The 15,177-nt window shown below is 58.6% G+C and carries 13 protein-coding genes; 10 read left to right on the top strand and 3 right to left on the bottom strand.

What is annotated here, in order from left to right:
• Positions 1 to 64: 64 nt before the first annotated feature.
• The gene (locus BN1119_RS09245) at positions 65 to 1,780 is read left to right on the top strand and encodes a glycoside hydrolase family 36 protein (protein ID WP_041996955.1); all 1,716 of its coding nucleotides are present in this window, start codon (positions 65 to 67) and stop codon (positions 1,778 to 1,780) included.
• Between the two features lie 75 nt (positions 1,781 to 1,855).
• Here BN1119_RS09245 and BN1119_RS09250 read toward each other — a convergent pair whose 3' ends face one another.
• Positions 1,856 to 2,377, bottom strand: coding sequence for a hypothetical protein (locus tag BN1119_RS09250; protein ID WP_041996958.1), 522 nt, complete (start codon positions 2,375 to 2,377; stop codon positions 1,856 to 1,858).
• Positions 2,378 to 2,488: 111 nt separating this feature from the next.
• The gene (gene sbcB, locus BN1119_RS09255; protein WP_041996960.1) at positions 2,489 to 3,916 is read right to left on the bottom strand and encodes an exodeoxyribonuclease I; all 1,428 of its coding nucleotides are present in this window, start codon (positions 3,914 to 3,916) and stop codon (positions 2,489 to 2,491) included.
• A 326-nt stretch (positions 3,917 to 4,242) separates the two neighbouring features.
• On the opposite strand from sbcB, the gene BN1119_RS09260 reads away from it, so the two are divergent.
• From BN1119_RS09260 to BN1119_RS21120, 3 genes are read left to right on the top strand one after another with little or no spacing between them, the layout of a single operon-like run.
• Entirely contained in the window at positions 4,243 to 5,418 is a 1,176-nt protein-coding gene (locus tag BN1119_RS09260) for a hypothetical protein (RefSeq protein ID WP_209434901.1), read from the top strand.
• Positions 5,419 to 5,478: 60 nt separating this feature from the next.
• Positions 5,479 to 7,101 (top strand): hypothetical protein, encoded by a 1,623-nt coding sequence (locus tag BN1119_RS09265; RefSeq protein WP_041997200.1) that lies wholly within the window; start codon positions 5,479 to 5,481, stop codon positions 7,099 to 7,101.
• Entirely contained in the window at positions 7,098 to 7,376 is a 279-nt protein-coding gene (locus BN1119_RS21120; protein ID WP_084205378.1) for a YkgJ family cysteine cluster protein, read from the top strand. Before BN1119_RS09265 ends, BN1119_RS21120 begins: the two co-directional genes overlap by 4 nt.
• Positions 7,377 to 7,444: 68 nt before the next feature.
• On the opposite strand, the gene BN1119_RS09270 is transcribed toward BN1119_RS21120, so the two are convergent.
• A complete protein-coding gene (locus tag BN1119_RS09270) occupies positions 7,445 to 8,365 on the bottom strand; it encodes a BrxR family helix-turn-helix transcriptional regulator (protein ID WP_041996962.1) in 921 nt (306 codons plus the stop codon).
• Positions 8,366 to 8,465: 100 nt separating this feature from the next.
• On the opposite strand from BN1119_RS09270, the gene BN1119_RS09275 reads away from it, so the two are divergent.
• The 6 genes from BN1119_RS09275 to htpG all read left to right on the top strand — a co-directional run bounded on the left by BN1119_RS09275 (position 8,466) and on the right by htpG (position 15,149).
• Positions 8,466 to 8,756, top strand: a complete 291-nt coding sequence (locus BN1119_RS09275; protein ID WP_041996965.1) for a DUF4258 domain-containing protein — start codon at positions 8,466 to 8,468, stop codon at positions 8,754 to 8,756.
• 6 nt (positions 8,757 to 8,762) lie between these two features.
• A complete protein-coding gene (locus tag BN1119_RS20900; protein ID WP_244463713.1) occupies positions 8,763 to 9,404 on the top strand; it encodes an ADP-ribosylglycohydrolase in 642 nt (213 codons plus the stop codon).
• 558 nt (positions 9,405 to 9,962) lie between these two features.
• On the top strand, positions 9,963 to 10,457 hold the full coding sequence (locus BN1119_RS09285; protein WP_157438646.1) for a putative pterin-binding protein: 495 nt from the start codon (positions 9,963 to 9,965) through the stop codon (positions 10,455 to 10,457).
• Position 10,458: 1 nt separating this feature from the next.
• On the top strand, positions 10,459 to 12,357 hold the full coding sequence (locus BN1119_RS09290; protein WP_041996969.1) for a putative bifunctional diguanylate cyclase/phosphodiesterase: 1,899 nt from the start codon (positions 10,459 to 10,461) through the stop codon (positions 12,355 to 12,357).
• 57 nt (positions 12,358 to 12,414) lie between these two features.
• The gene (recR, locus tag BN1119_RS09295) at positions 12,415 to 13,017 is read left to right on the top strand and encodes a recombination mediator RecR (RefSeq protein WP_041996972.1); all 603 of its coding nucleotides are present in this window, start codon (positions 12,415 to 12,417) and stop codon (positions 13,015 to 13,017) included.
• A 218-nt stretch (positions 13,018 to 13,235) separates the two neighbouring features.
• Positions 13,236 to 15,149, top strand: coding sequence for a molecular chaperone HtpG (htpG, locus tag BN1119_RS09300; protein WP_041996975.1), 1,914 nt, complete (start codon positions 13,236 to 13,238; stop codon positions 15,147 to 15,149).
• Positions 15,150 to 15,177 lie beyond the last annotated feature (28 nt).

A 15,177-nucleotide genomic window follows, 5' to 3' on the forward strand; every position in this document is an offset into this window, starting at 1 on the left:
GCCAACTGGCCCGCAGGGGATACAATGGCCCCGGCATCATCCCCATTCACCAGAAGGAGTTCCCATGTCCTCCCCCTCTCTCCTGGCCAGGTTGCGCCAGCTGCCCGCCGATCCCGCCCTGCCTCCCCAGCTGCTGCAAACCCGTCAGTGGGATGGCCCCCTGTGCCGGGTGAGGCTGGACAACACAGGGTCCGGCCCCGAGGCTGTGCGCCACTGGCGGCTGTTTGAGGGGGATCTCGGTCTTGCCCCCGACGCGGCCATCTACGGAGAGGGGTTCCAGATGCTGGCCCAGACCATGGGTAGCTGGCAGGCCCCCGAGCCGGTGGGCCGTTGCCCCGACGCCGGCGTCTATCGCATCACGGAGGACGACGGTTATCACACGGTGCACAACCTGCTGCTGGTGGCCTGCGAGGGGGGCTGGCTGCTGCTGGCGTTCGCAAGCTGCCAGCGCTTTGGCGGCGAATTTCGTCTCTATCCGGACGGGCGCCTCGAGATAGTAATGAACGCCGAAGGGCGCCCCCTGGCACCGGGAGAGCACTGGCAGAGCGAGGCGCTGATCTGCCTGGAGGGACCGGACAGGGAGGCCCTGCTGGGGTCGCTGGCGGATCACATTGAGGCCGAACACCCTTCGCTGGTGGCGGCCGTGGCCGCGCGCCCGAGTGGCTGGTGCTCCTGGTATCACTACTATGCGAACGTGAGCGCCGCCGACATTCGCGAAAACCTGGCGGTGCGGGCGATGCGTTTCCCGGCCCTGCGCTACGTGCAGATAGATGACGGCTATCAGGCGAAAATGGGGGACTGGCTCACCCCTTCACCCAGGTTCGAGCAGGGGGTGGCAACCCTGGCCGGGGAGATCCGCGCCGCTGGCTGCGAGCCCGCGCTCTGGGTCGCCCCCTTTATTGCCGAGCCCGGCTCCCAGGTGTTCCAGGAGCACCCGGACTGGTTCGTGAAAGGGGAGGATGGCCTGCCGCTTCCCTCGGAGCGGGTCACCTACGGCGGCTGGCGCTGCACCCCCTGGGATGTGCTGGACGGCACCCATCCCGAGGTGCAGTCCCACCTCGAGCAGGTGTTTCGCACCCTGCGCGAGCAGTGGGGCATCCACTACTTCAAGCTGGATGCCAACTTCTGGGGCGCCATCCACGGCGGCCGCTTCCACGACCCCGTCGCCACCCGGGTCGAGGCCTATAGACGCGGCATGGCCGCCATCCTGCGCGGGGCGGGGGCGGGCGCCTTCCTGCTCGGATGCAACGCCCCCATCTGGCCTAGCCTTGGCCTGGTGCACGGCATGCGGGTGAGCGATGACGTGGAACGCCAGGGCCGGCGTTTTCGCCAGATAGCGCGGGAAGCCTTCTGCCGCGCCTGGCAAAACGACCGGCTCTGGGCGCTGGATCCCGACTGCGTCTGCCTGCGGGATATCCCGGGCCAGCACGCCAGCCGCGCCGAGTACGATTTCCACCTGGCCGCCCTGGTGGCGAGCGGTGGCATGGTGCTGGCGGGGGACAGGCTGCAGGATCTGGACGAGGTGCAGGGGGCGCACCTTGGCAAGCTGCTGGCCCTGTGCGCGGCGCGCACCCCGGCGGCCCGTTTCGATGACATGGGGTTTGGCCGCGCTCGGGTGGCCCTGCCCGGGGGCGGCGCGCTGCTCTGCCTGTTCAACTGGGGCGAACAAGCCACGGATATGGCGCTGCCGGCGGGGGGCAGGGATTTCTGGGATGACACCCCCCTGGCAGAGACGCTGGTGCTGATGGGAGGCCAGGGGCGGGTGATCCGCTACTCCTGAGTGCAGCACCCAACAAAAAGGCTCCTGCGGGAGCCTTTTCACTGTCAGGAGCTGCTGAGCCACAGTGGCCATTCGCTAGTAGCGCCACTCGAACCCCATGGCGTAATTGGCCTGGCCATATCCGGGGATCTGGTTGGTGGAGGCAAGGGCCTTGAAGGTGAGCAGGGGAGTGAGGGGAATGCCAAGGCCCATGCCGACCGCTATCTGATCGTTGGGGTTGCCTATCATGTCTGCCCGCAGCATGCGGTAGAGGGAGAGATCCTGGCTCATGTGGACATAGCTTTGGGAAGCGAGGTTGTAGAGCTGACCGAATACCTCCAGCTGGAACCCGGCCTGGGGGGTGATGGCGATGGGCAGGCCGGCAAACTTGTAGAGATCCGAATAATTGAAGTAGCTGTTGGTGATGGCCGGGGTGAAGTCCGTCTTGCGGTAAAGGGCGCTGAAACTCTCCTGCATCAGCAGATAACTCTGGCGCGGCAGTTGCAACAGGTAGTCCGGCAGCTCGAAGCGAGGAGAGGCGAGGGCCGTCGGGGTCAACAGGGTCAGGCCAAGGAGATTGGCGCAGAGCAGGCTGGCAGAGAGCAGGTTGGCGCGCATCTTTTATCTGTTCTCCCTCAAGGGCCCTGGTCCCGGGCGATCACGACCTACCGGCATTATGGCGCCAGCAGGCCGCATTCACAGGGGTTTAACTGTGAAACCAGTCACAAGTTACAGATCTTCAAGGTAATGATAGAGGGACTTCAGGATGGCAAAGTTCCGATCGTTCCCCTGATTCTGCTCCGCCAGCGCCTCGAGACGGGGCACATAGTCCGGCAGACGGCGGCTGAAGTAGTCGCTGCAGTGCAGGCGCCAGCGCTTCTGCTCCGCTTCGCTCAAGGTGTGGGGCCAGTTGCGGGCGCGGTAGCGAAACAGCATCTCTGGCAGGCGCGGGTCGCTGAAGGCAAACTGCCGCTCCCCCAGCAGATCCGCCGGGGTGGCGCGCACCAGATCCAGGGTGGACTTGTCGCCATGGCCGAAGAAACCGGCGTAGAGCTGGGTATCGGGATCGCCATCATTGCTGCCGGCAAACTCCTGATTGAATACCTCCACCAGTTTTTCCCGCACCTCGGGATGGGCCCGCAGCAGATCAAGGCTCTTGCGGCACTGCTCCCGGTCGATGCCAAGCTGATCGGCCCGCTCCGGGGTCAGGGTGGCGGCCGGCGCCAGCACGGGGCACTTGTTGATGTGCACCAGTTTCACCGGAATGCCGGCCAGCTCCCCGAGATCCTCTTTTTTGGTGTAGAGGCGCTCGCGGATCTCCTCGCTGGTGAGCTCGATGAGGGGGGTGGGGTCACGGGTCAGATCCACCATGATCACCGCGTTCTGGTTGCTGGGGTGCCAGGCGAGCGGCGACACCCAGCTTGCGCACCCCTGCCAGGGGGAGAACATGCCGGAGACGTGGACCAGGGGCTTCATGGTCACCACGTCGATGAGGGCCTTCACCTTGTTCTTGTTGCGCAGGGCAAACAGGTAGTCAAACAGCTTGGGCTGGGCCTTTTTCACCAGCCTGGCCATCTCTATGGTGGCCAGCACGTCCGAGAGCGCATCGTGGGCGTTGACGTGGGCCACGTTGTTGGCCACAGTGAGCTTTTCCAGGCGAAAGCTTGGCTTGCCCTCGTCGTCGAGGGCCCACTCTATCCCCTCCGGGCGCAGGGCGTAGCAGGCCCGCAGCATGTCGAGTATGTCCCAGCGGGAGTTGCCGTTCTGCCAGGCGTAGGCATAAGGGTCGTAGAAGTTGCGATACAGGGTGTAGCGGGTCACCTCGTCATCGAAGCGGATGCTGTTGTATCCGAGCACGCAGGTGTTCGGGGTGGCGAACTGCTCGTGGATCTGACGAATGAAATCCGCCTCGCACAGACCGTCCTTCATCGCCTTTTGCGGAGTGATCCCCGTGATGAGGCAGGCCTCCGGATCCGGTAGATAGTCTGCCGGCGGCTTGCAATAGATGACCAGGGGCTCGCCGATGACATTGAAATCGGCGTCGGTACGGATGCCGGCGAACTGCGCCGGTCTGTCCCGTGCCGGGCTGATGCCGAAGGTCTCGTAATCGTGGAAGTAGAAGGTGGGCTCGCTGCCGGGCTGTGCTGTTTTGCTCATGTTGCTCGAGGTGAGGTGTCCGATGGCGGCGCCATGGCGCCTGGGTGGGCGGTGCCATGCACCGCAATTGTCAGCATGGTAAACCATAGCGCAGGCAGAGCGAAGGGAGAGCCGCGCAGGTGGTGGTTTATTGGGCGAAAAGTGTTGAGTGGTGATGGTTTTGGTCTGGTAACTGAGTGGATCGATCCGATATATGTTTGAAAATGTGACATGTCTTTTTATACACCAGTACCGAAATATACAGTTTTATGTATGATAGCCGAACCAAAGAACAGATTGTTCCACCCGTTCGCAAAGTTAATGTGACGAAATAATGTATACCGAGTATGCAGATGCTTATCGATGGACTGCAACTGTTTGGTGTATTCCATTTTTTACGATTCATTAAAGGGATCTTAATCATGCCAATTCCAATTATCCTCGGTGCAGCTGCGCTGGCTACTGCAGCCTACGGCGCCAAAAAGGGTTATGACGGCTACCAGAAACACTCTGAAGCAGACGATACCGTTAACTCTGCAAAAAGGCGTTACGAGGAAACAAGAGCACCGTTTGACATACAGGAAAAAGCCACCAATGAAGTCCTTGATGTATTGGGGCAGGAAGAGCTAAAGATCGGACAGCAGTTCAACGAGTTCAAAACACTTGCCGATGACATTCTGCAAAAGCTCAACAGCGGTCGCCAGAATAAACTCGAGATCAGTATTCCCAAGCACAAGCTACAGAAAATTGAGGGTTACAGCTATACGGCCATTGGTGTGTTGGGCGCGGCGGCTGGAGCCGGAGCAGCCGGAGCTGCGGCTGGATTTGCCATTTATGGTGGAGTCATGGCACTGGGTGCTGCCTCTACCGGTATAAGTATTTCTGCGTTATCCGGCGTCGCCGCTACCAACGCTACTCTGGCGGCCATTGGCGGTGGATCTCTTGCCACAGGTGGCTTGGGAATGGCTGGAGGCAGTGCGATCCTCGGTGCAGCCGTGGCTGGTCCAGTGCTAGCTATTGCTGGCTGGGCATACAACAGCCATGGCGAGGAAGCAATTAAAAATGCGAATAAAATAAACAGTCAAGTTGGTAGTGCTATTGCGAAACTTAAAAATGCTCAGGAACAGCTCAGTAATACAGAAGATTATGCTTTCGAAATTATCGAAGTGATGAAGGCTGTTTACGCCCAGTTTGACCAGTACTTCGACATCCTCAAGGCAGTCACCCGCCAAATTGAAGCAGCTAAGGTGCTCAAGCAGGATCCACAAGTGGCGCTGGCTCAATTGAGCGACACGATTATGCGTGCAATTGGCAACGGCTATGCACTGGCAGCGATCCTCGTTGACCTGATCACCACACCGTTGTTCCGGGTCAAGCATGTCAACGGTGAGATCCAGAAAGACGAAAACGGCGTGCCGGTGATGGATACGGACGAAGACGGCTCAATGATCCTCAATACAGATCAGCTGGATACACAACTCTGCGACACCAAAACCAGCGCTGCCCGCATAGAGCCTGCGTAACTTACTTGCGGGGCCGTTAGGCCCCTTCTTGATATTGTTTAGATAGTCATGGACGCCACTATGCACGCCGCCGCGCAAGACTTCCCGTGGGCTGTAGAGCTCGAGAAAACCGTTATCAGTAGCTTGGTTACCAGTTTTGGACTGGACTTTTTGTTGTTTAAAGATCAGAAGGGTGGTGATGTAAACACGATCCACAATGTTCGTAGTGGCGTGTGGGCCACAACTGATGAACAACTGCGTTATGAACAACGCGAAGATTACAATAGTGAGCTCTACCATAAGCATGCTAATTACATTGCCACCGGCGAGCGGGATAAAGCCAAGCAATCCGCCGGCACCTTGCATGACCCTTATCGCAATACGATGATGGGCGCGAACGAACAGCGCAACCTCGACCACGTTATCAGTGCAAATGAAATCCATAACGATCCTGGTCGTGTTCTGGCCGGTCTAAATGGGGTGGAACTGGCTAATCAAAGTAGCAACCTGCAAACCACCCTCGAAACCGTCAATAAATCGAAAAAAGATTCGCCTATCAACCAGTATCTGCAACGGCTGCCGGGTCTGATTAATGAGCACGAAACTCAACTGGCTAAAGACCGAGCCCGCTTGGCCACCCTGCAGCGCGACACACCAGAGCAGCAGCACAAGGCCCGGGAACTGGAAGACACGATCCGTAAAACCGAAATAAAAGTCTCAAAACTCAAGTCGGTGGATCCTGATGCCATGCGTAAACGTGATGCTGAGGCTAGGGCGCCGTATGAAAAACAGATTAACCACACCTACTACACTAGCAACAAGTTTCTCCACGAAACCGCAAGCGCCGCAGGTAAAGCCGGCTTGGCCATGGGCACCCGACAAATGCTCGGAATGGTCATGGCAGAGGTGTGGTTTGAACTACGCGAGCAACTGCCAGCCCTGCTGACCAAGCTCAAAGTCAATTTCAGCTTCGAAACGTTTGTAGGCAGCATTACTGCCTCGCTTAAAGGCATCTGGGAACGAGTCAAAGCACGTTTTAACGCCTTCTTGGTTGCATTCAAAGACGGCGTATTTTCAGGTATCCTCGGTAGTCTTACCACCACCGTATTCAACATCCTCGCCACCACCCATGTAATGGCGATCAAGATCATTCGCGAGAGCTGGGGTGTATTGGTCAAAGCCATCAAGTTATTGGCCTTCAATCCCGACAAGCTCAGCTTCGTTGAATTGTGCCAGGCGGTCACCTCATTGTTGTCAGTCGGAGCAGCTACCACAGTAGGCTCCATGGCTTACGCCCAACTGCTGCCAATATGCAGTTTTCCGTTCGGTGCTGAGCTTGCAGCCTTTGCCGGTGCTCTAATAACAGGCACTGTTACCCTCGGACTCAACTATTTTTTGCTGCACAGCAGTGTGACTCGTAAGCTGTGGGCCTTCGTCGAATCCATGGGGCCACATGTAGGCACGCTTAAACAGTTCCAGGCTATCAATGCAGAACTGGATCGTTATCTGGCCGAGTTGACCCAACTGGAATTCAATCTAGACGTATATGAACTAAAGGAGTTCACTCTCGAACTGCAAAGTTGCAACGATGAATTACAGCGTAGTGTACTTTTGCAACAAGAAGTGAAAGCTCGCGGAATTGAATTACCATTCGAGGTGGGAAATGTTGTCAGCACTCGTAACTGGCTGGAGTCGCTAATATGACATTACCTGCATTTCCTTGTACACAATGTGGTTTGTGTTGCCAGCATGTGAATCGGTCTGAATATACCATTGATTTAGATCGTGGTGATGGAGTATGCCTACATTACAATGATGCAGAAAAACTTTGTTCGATATATGACTCTCGACCAGATATTTGCAGAGTAGATAAGCAATACAGAATTAATTATTCAAAGTACTATAGCTGGCAAGATTTCATTGCTGCAAATATAAGTATTTGCCAAGAGCTACAGAGTAACGCGATCAGCGGGAAGTGAAAATAAAACAGTGTTTGCATGAGGCTCTGGGACACCGCATGCAACACCTAATCAGGCCATACTTTTTTCTACCGCAGCACCTGCAAATCTGCACTCTTGAGCTTGAAGGTACAGCCTTGCTGGATGAGGTCCTCCCGATTTGCCAGCACCAGCGGGTAGAGCAGGGGATGTTGTTGGTGTTCACCGTTATAGCTCACCTGCATCCGCTCCAATGCGTAGTGCATCAAAGGGATGCGCTGGCTGATCAATAACTTGCCATCTGACATGGCGTAGTCGCTGGCGATGATGGCTTGCTGACCTTGACTAAGACTTGGATTGGGAACGACTACGCCGCTGACTTGGGTGTTCCACTCCAGATCCAGTTCCCTACCATGGGGTGACGCATCCAGCAGGTCAGGTTCGCCACGAAAGCGGCTCATCACGAAGTCCAGATATTCTCCTTTCTTCTCGCAATAGGCCCGCACATGCCAGCGGATCCCGTCATAGACCAGGGTATGAGGCACGATATTGCGGCCGCTCTGCTCTTCTGAACTCAGTGAGACATAGTCCACATCTACCCGTAACTGGCCTCGAGCCGCTTGCACCAAACCACGTACGATCTTCGGGTCAATATGTCGGTTTGGCACATCCAGGATCTCTATGTGGCCGTAGCGCAGATCCATCAAGGGTAGGGTCAGAACCCCGGATTCGTGCTGGCGCTGATATTGCTTCTCCCGGTGCAGCAGCATCAGATACTCGTCAACCTTGCCTTCACTAAAGCGGGGCACAAACTGGTCGGTTGGTTTGTATCCCTTCAGGCTCTTGTCATAAACCAGCCCGTCAGGTGCGTGTTCGTTGAGGTAGAGGTTGATGTCTCGCGAGGCTTGCTGGCGACCGATATTGAAAGCGGTTGTCAGGTGGTTGGTGGTGAGTCGTCCTTCCCACAACAAGACGATCTCCAGCAGGCGAAAACGCAGGGTTTGATCCCAGGTGAGCTCTTTGGGTGTCATATGTGCTCCAAAATGCGACATGTGTATGTAACCAGTATCGGCATGAGTATACAGGCTACATATAATGAGTCCATCTAAAGCGGCACCAAAGGAGAATGTCATGAACGGTAAACTGGATACTACCTATAGCCATCATGCGTCATGCCGGATGCAGCAACGTGGTATTGCACCCGAACTGGTGGATATGCTGCTGAACATCGGACGCTCTGCTTATCACCAGGGGCGCGAACTGGTTTATCTCGATCGCAAAGGATTGGCAATGTTGCAAGCCAGCTGGGGCTTGCCAGCGGAATTCTGCCAGCGTCTGCGTCGTCACTATCTGGTGCTGCAGGGCGGCGAGATTGTCACCGTTGGCCACAAAACCACCCATTTCAAACGCGATCGCCACTGAGGCACTATGAATCAACATCTGGTACCGGGTCAGGGGGATGCCCCCCTGATCAAGGGGATTGCTTGCCTGCTGTCAGCTGAGCGAGTCACGGAACTGACCTCTTTACTTGGCAAGGGGGGGGCTCACCAAGTTCGTGGGGCATCACCGCTGGCGGTTGTGACCGCATTGGCGATCCATATCGAGCAACATCGGCTGGATCGCACGTTACTGCCCATTTACCAGGGGCGTGAGCAACTGATGGCCGGAGCTGCTGACTTGCTGGGGAGAGAGGCAAGTTTTGAAGATCAAGACGCGTTTCGCCTGCTGGCACTGCTGCTCGACAAATTGCTGCGGGGAGGGGGTGGCAGTCGTCAGGCCAAACTGGATGGACTCACGCCTAGCGTGATGGAGCAGCGGGCACTGGCGGCCATATCCCCGAATACCGGTTCCGTAGTGCGCGGCAGCTGGCGGCGCAAGTCACGTAATCAGTTGGGTCATGCCAGTTGGTTGGATGTGGTGGAAGCGGCCCTTTGGTGTTTCTGGCATGGTGACGCCTTGGAAAGCGGCGAAGTATTGCTCGGCGTGCTGTTGGGTCGGGATGAGCGAGTAAGGGGGGTCTATGGTTTGCTGGCCGGGGCTTTCTACATGAACAAGTCAGCTGGGTGCTGATTGGGTTGTTTGAATGTTATCTCAAGGCATTGAAATGTAACTGTAAATTGAACTTCTGCAGTTTATGACCACGAACTTCTGCATGTTGTGTTTCACATATGAAACAGCTGGACTGGCCTTACTTGTTTTTTTGCGGCCAAAGCGGATGAAGTCCTGACGGTTCAGTTACTCAAACGAACACCGTTACTATCTGTAGCAACGGTCCTCAAATTTCATCATGTCCCAATTGTGTACCGCGCTCATCAGCGTAAGAACCATAAACCTTTATAAATCAGTTCATTAAAAAACACATATTGCAAAACGTGGAAGTAGTAGAAGGTGGCTTGTGTCATGGCTCTCTGTCGATGCAGGGGAAAACGGGGCCGCGAGGGCCTGGGCCGCCAATGCTGGCACAGATGGGGAACCCACTGCAACGCTGCTGGTGTCTGACGGGCGTGTCTGTCGCTTTATTGGTCGGCCAGGCCCCTGGTTCGAGCCCCTGGTTGCCATTCGACTATGGTCTACTATGAGACTGCATATCAAGTTGATAGCGTCTAATCAGGCTCGAGGGGAAACCATATGACCAATGGTATCATGACATGGGCGGCCTGTGGCCTGTTGCTGATGACGAGTCAGGCCCAGGCCCGTGAGCAGGCGGACGAGGTGCTCCTTACCGTCAGCGGCGCCGGGTGCTGTGGCGGGGCCGGGGTGGCCCATTACACGGCTGCCGCTCTGGCGGCCCTGCCCCAGAGCGAACTGGTGACCGCAACCCCCTGGACGCAAGGCAAGCACAGCTATCGCGGTGTGTTGTTCAAGACCCTGATCGACAGCCTGGGGCTGCGGTCCGGTCAGTTCAAGGTGAGCGCCATCAATGACTACTGGACACTGCTGCCTGGCGCCGATCTGGATGCCTATCCCGTGCTGCTGGCGACCGAGCAGGATGGCAAGGCCCTGACTCTGCGCAACAAGGGGCCCGTCTGGGTAGTCTATCCGTTGTCGGATCATCCCGAGCTGGATCGGGAGCAATACCACAGTCAGATGGTGTGGCAGGTGAATCGCATCGAGGCGCAATGAGATGGTGCGCGGCAAGTTTGTCTCCCTGACCTGTATTCTGGTGACCTTCGTGGGGGTCACCTTCTGGTCGGCCTGGAGCTATGATCGCGCCTTCACCGAGCTGGTTCGCTACACCCAGCTCTCGGCCTGGTCCCTGGCCCAGCTCGAACTCGAGCTGCAAGGGTTTCAGGAGGGCTTGACCCTCTATCGGAGCGGCCATCTCGACGGGCGTGAGTTGAACAAGCGTTACGATCTGGCCTGGAACCGGCTCGATATCTTCCTCAACGGAGAGGAAGCGAGTGCCATCCGTGCCCGCTTCGGGGCGGCGGACAAGGTGGGCCACATTTTTTCCCTCATCAAGCAACATGAGCCGGACGTCGTCTCACCGCAGCGGGACTCTCCCGCCCTGGGTCAGCTGGCGGCGGGACTGGGCGAGGCCATGCCGGCCATTCGCAGCCTCATGGTCGAGAATTTCACCGGCCAGAGCGCCATTCGTCAGCGGGCCTCGCTGCTGCAATCCAGACAAGACAATCTCTGGCTGCTCAGCGCCCTGCTGCTGGTGGGACTGGTGATGCTCTACATGCTCTCCCGGGAGACCCGACGCCATCAGTTTCTCGCCTGGAACGATCCCCTGACCCTGCTGCCCAACCGCGCCGCCTTCATCCGGCAACTGGAGCAGGAGGCGCGCCGCCACGGCAATCAGGGGCGTCCACTCACCCTTTGCCTCATCGAGCTGAATCATTTCAAGGAGGTCAATGACAGCCTGGGTTATGCCAGCGGCGATGCCCTGCTGGTGAAGGTAGCCCGGGCCATGGCCTCTTTCATTGCCGGGCGTGCCTACCTGGCGCGCATCGGCGGCGATGAGTTTGCCCTCTACTGCTTCGAACCGCTGGCGCCAGAGTGGCCGGACAGCCTGCTGGCGCACCTGCAGCAACTGGTGTTCGAGGCGGATCCGGCCCACAGGGTCAAGGTGAGCATGGGGCTGAGCCAGAGTCGGGTCAGTCAGCATCAGGTCGAGGAGATCATGCTGTTTGCCGACATCGCCCTCGACAACGCCCGCCAGCAGGGGGGGCGCAGCCAGTTGTTCAATCAGGCCATGCTGAGCCGCTACGAGCGCAGTCGCCAGCTCGCCGCCGAGCTGCGTGATCAGCTCAACGGGGCGGGGGCGGATCAGCTCAGCCTCCATTATCAGCCCATCATCAAGCGGGAGCGCCATGTGCTGGGGGCGGAGGCGCTGCTGCGCTGGCAGCATCCCGAGTATGGGTTCATCAATCCTGCGGACATAGTGAGCCTGGCCGATGACAATGGCCTGGGTGAGCGGTTGGGGGAGTGGATCTTTGATCGGGTCAACCGGGATCTGATGCCCATGGCCCCCGAGCGGCTGACGCAACTGGAGGTGTCCATCAACCTCTCTGGCTCCATGTTCAACGAGGCGCTGCCCTCCCGGGTGGCGCGCATGCTGCTGGCGAGCCCCCTGTGCGCGGATCAGCTGATCCTGGAGTTGACCGAGACCATTGCCCTGGATGATCTCAAGCTGAGCCAGCATATCCTGAGCGCCTTGCAGCAGTTGAACGTGCGCATCGCCCTCGATGACTTCGGCACGGGATGGAGTTCGTTCTCCTATCTCAAGGAGCTCCATTTCAACAAGATCAAGATAGACAAATCCTTCATCCAGCAGATAGACAGTCACCCCCGCCAGCAGCTGTTTGTCAGCAGCATCACGGATCTGGCGCACAAGCTGGGGGTTCCCGTGGTGGCCGAGGGGGTGGAGACGGCGGCCGAGCTGGCCGAGGTGTACGAACTTGGCGCGGACGAGATCCAGGGTTACTTCTATGCCAGGCCCATGGCGGCGGCCGATTTTCGTGCCTTCTGCCAGCGTTATCTGGCCCATCAACCCCAGGCCATGGCACAGATGGGCTGACGCTCGCCCCCGCCTCGGGTATAGTCCTGCGCCAGGATATGCCTTGAGGAGTGCGAGATGAAATTCAGTCCCCTGCTGGACGACATGATGAAGGCCCTGCAGGTGTTGCCGGGTGTCGGTCCCAAGTCGGCCCAGCGCATGGCGTTTACCCTGCTCGAGCGCGAACGCAGCGGCGGTCTCAAGCTGGCCCAGCTGCTCTCTCGCGCCCTGACCGAGATAGGGCACTGCAGCCAGTGCCGCACTTTTACCGAGCAGGAGCGCTGCGAGATCTGCCAGAGCCCGAAGCGGGCAGAGAGCGGCATGCTGTGCGTGGTGGAGAGCCCGGCTGACGTGGCCGCCATCGAGCACACGGGCCAGTTCTCCGGCCGCTACTTCGTGCTGATGGGTCACTTATCGCCCCTTGACGGCATAGGTCCCGAGGAGCTGGGGCTGGAGATCCTGGCGCGGCGCCTGCAAGAGGAGCAGATCCAGGAGCTGATCCTGGCCACCAACCCCACCATAGAAGGGGATGCCACCGCCTGGTACATCGCCGACATGGCGCGCAGTGCCGGGGTCAAGGTGAGCCGCATCGCCCATGGGGTGCCGGTGGGGGGCGAGCTGGAGCTGGTGGACGGTACCACCCTCTCTCACTCGCTGATGGGGCGCCAGCCCCTGAACTGAGTCCGCGCCAGCCCCTGAATTGGGCCCGTGTCAGGCTTGTTGTTTCCCAAACCCGCTGCGGCGGGTTTTTGTTTGACGGCGGCGGGGCGCTCAGGGCCATCCTGGCGTAAAAATCGCCATTCGCATCGACACAGGCATTTGCCCCCTTGAAATGGGGAAGCCCGGCCCCATCTTGTATCAGGAATATGTTCAACCCGAATCGCCTGAGGATAGTGTCGATGACCCAAAGCGTTCATGCCGAAACCCACGGGTTTCAGACTGAAGTCAAACAACTGCTGAGCCTGATGGCCCACAGCCTCTACTCCAACAAAGAAGTGTTCCTGCGCGAGCTTATCTCCAACGCCTCCGATGCGGCGGACAAGCTGCGCTTCAAGGCGCTTTCCGATGCCTCTTTGTTCGAAAACGACGGCCAGTTGCGCGTTCGCCTGGTGGTTGATAAAGAGAATCGGACCCTGACCATCTCCGATAACGGGATCGGTATGACCCGGGATCAGGTGATCGAGCACCTGGGTACCATAGCGAAATCCGGCACCGCCGAGTTCTTCAAGAACCTCTCCGGTGATCAGGGCCGTGACTCCCAGCTGATCGGCCAGTTCGGGGTGGGCTTCTACTCCGCCTTCATCGTCGCCGACAAGGTGACCGTGGTGTCCCGCGCCGCCGGTACTGCTCCGGAGCAGGGCGTGCAGTGGGAATCACAAGGGGAAGGCTCCTTCACCGTGGCCGACGTGACCAAAGCCGGTCGCGGCACCGACGTCATCCTGCACCTGCGTGCCGAAGAGGAAGAGTTCCTCGACGACTGGCGCCTGCGCTCCGTGGTCAGCAAATATTCCGACCACATCAGCGTGCCGGTGGAGATGTTCAAGGAGGGCACCCCGGATCGGGAAGAAGACGGTGAAACCATCGTCGGCACCCTCGGCGAGTGGGAGCAGGTCAACCGCGCCACTGCGCTCTGGACCCGCAACCCGAAGGACATCAAGGACGAGGAGTATCAGGAGTTCTACAAGCACGTCGCCCATGACTTCGAAGATCCGCTGCTCTGGGGTCACAACCGGGTGGAAGGGGCCCAGGAGTACACCAGCCTGCTCTACGTGCCGGCCCGTGCCCCGTTCGACCTCTACAACCGCGAGCAGAAGCACGGCCTCAAGCTCTACGTGCAGCGCGTCTTCATCATGGATGACGCCGAGCAGTTCATGCCGACCTACCTGCGCTTCGTGAAAGGGGTGCTGGACTCCAACGATCTGCCGCTCAACGTCAGCCGTGAAATCCTGCAAGACAACAAGGTGACCGTCTCCCTGCGCAAGGCCTGCTCCAAGCGGGTGCTCTCCATGCTGGCCAAGCTGGCCAAGGATGATGGCGAGAAGTACGCTAAGTTCTGGAGCGAGTTCGGCAACGTGCTCAAAGAGGGCCCGGCCGAGGATTACGCCAACCGCGAGGAGATCGCCAAGCTCCTGCGCTTTGCCAGCACCGCCGGCGAGGGCGAAGCCCAGACTGTGTCGCTGGAGGATTACGTTGGCCGCATGAAGGAAGGCCAGCAGAAGATCTACTACATCACCGCCGACTCCTACGCTGCCGCCAAGAACAGCCCGCATCTGGAGATCTTCCGCAAGAAGGGGGTCGAAGTGCTGCTGATGTGGGAGCGGGTCGACGAGTGGCTGATGAGCCACCTCACCGAGTTCGACGGCAAGCAGCTGGTCTCCGTCACCCGTGGCGAGCTGGATCTCGGCGATCTGGAGGACGACGCCTCCAAGCAGGCCCAGGAGGAGGCTGAAAAAGCCAACGCCGGTCTGGTGGAGCGGGTCAAGCAGAGCCTGGGTGAAGCGGTGAAAGAGGTGCGTGTCACCCATCGTCTGACCGATTCACCGTCCTGCATCGTCACCGACGATCACGGCATGAGCACCCAGATGATCAAGCTGATGCGCGCCGCCGGCCAGCCGGTGCCGGAGCAGAAGTACATTCTGGAGCTCAACCCCGACCACGCCCTGGTGAAGAAGTTGGGCGCCATCGAAGACGAGGCGCTGTTCGGCGAGTGGGTCACCCTCTTGCACGAACAGGCCCAGCTGGCAGAGCAGGGCGGCCTCAATGATCCGGCGAGCTTCGTCTCCCGTATCAACCGTCTGTTACTCCAGGCATGATTTGTTGGCCCACTGCATGCAGTGGGCT

It is taken from the genome of Aeromonas bivalvium (genome assembly GCF_000819765.1).
Lineage (GTDB): Bacteria > Pseudomonadota > Gammaproteobacteria > Enterobacterales > Aeromonadaceae > Aeromonas > Aeromonas bivalvium.

What these genes read in the sequence shown, in the direction of transcription:
- BN1119_RS09275 (WP_041996965.1), top strand. Translation starts at nt 8,466, where the DNA reads ATGAACGGTAAACTGGATACTACCTATAGCCATCATGCGTCATGCCGG.
- BN1119_RS09270 (WP_041996962.1), bottom strand. Translation starts at nt 8,365, where the DNA reads ATGACACCCAAAGAGCTCACCTGGGATCAAACCCTGCGTTTTCGCCTG.
- BN1119_RS09245 (WP_041996955.1), top strand. Translation starts at nt 65, where the DNA reads ATGTCCTCCCCCTCTCTCCTGGCCAGGTTGCGCCAGCTGCCCGCCGAT.
- BN1119_RS09285 (WP_157438646.1), top strand. Translation starts at nt 9,963, where the DNA reads ATGACCAATGGTATCATGACATGGGCGGCCTGTGGCCTGTTGCTGATG.
- BN1119_RS09250 (WP_041996958.1), bottom strand. Translation starts at nt 2,377, where the DNA reads ATGCGCGCCAACCTGCTCTCTGCCAGCCTGCTCTGCGCCAATCTCCTT.
- BN1119_RS21120 (WP_084205378.1), top strand. Translation starts at nt 7,098, where the DNA reads ATGACATTACCTGCATTTCCTTGTACACAATGTGGTTTGTGTTGCCAG.
- recR (WP_041996972.1), top strand. Translation starts at nt 12,415, where the DNA reads ATGAAATTCAGTCCCCTGCTGGACGACATGATGAAGGCCCTGCAGGTG.
- BN1119_RS09265 (WP_041997200.1), top strand. Translation starts at nt 5,479, where the DNA reads ATGCACGCCGCCGCGCAAGACTTCCCGTGGGCTGTAGAGCTCGAGAAA.
- BN1119_RS09290 (WP_041996969.1), top strand. Translation starts at nt 10,459, where the DNA reads ATGGTGCGCGGCAAGTTTGTCTCCCTGACCTGTATTCTGGTGACCTTC.
- BN1119_RS20900 (WP_244463713.1), top strand. Translation starts at nt 8,763, where the DNA reads ATGAATCAACATCTGGTACCGGGTCAGGGGGATGCCCCCCTGATCAAG.
- sbcB (WP_041996960.1), bottom strand. Translation starts at nt 3,916, where the DNA reads ATGAGCAAAACAGCACAGCCCGGCAGCGAGCCCACCTTCTACTTCCAC.
- htpG (WP_041996975.1), top strand. Translation starts at nt 13,236, where the DNA reads ATGACCCAAAGCGTTCATGCCGAAACCCACGGGTTTCAGACTGAAGTC.
- BN1119_RS09260 (WP_209434901.1), top strand. Translation starts at nt 4,243, where the DNA reads ATGCAGATGCTTATCGATGGACTGCAACTGTTTGGTGTATTCCATTTT.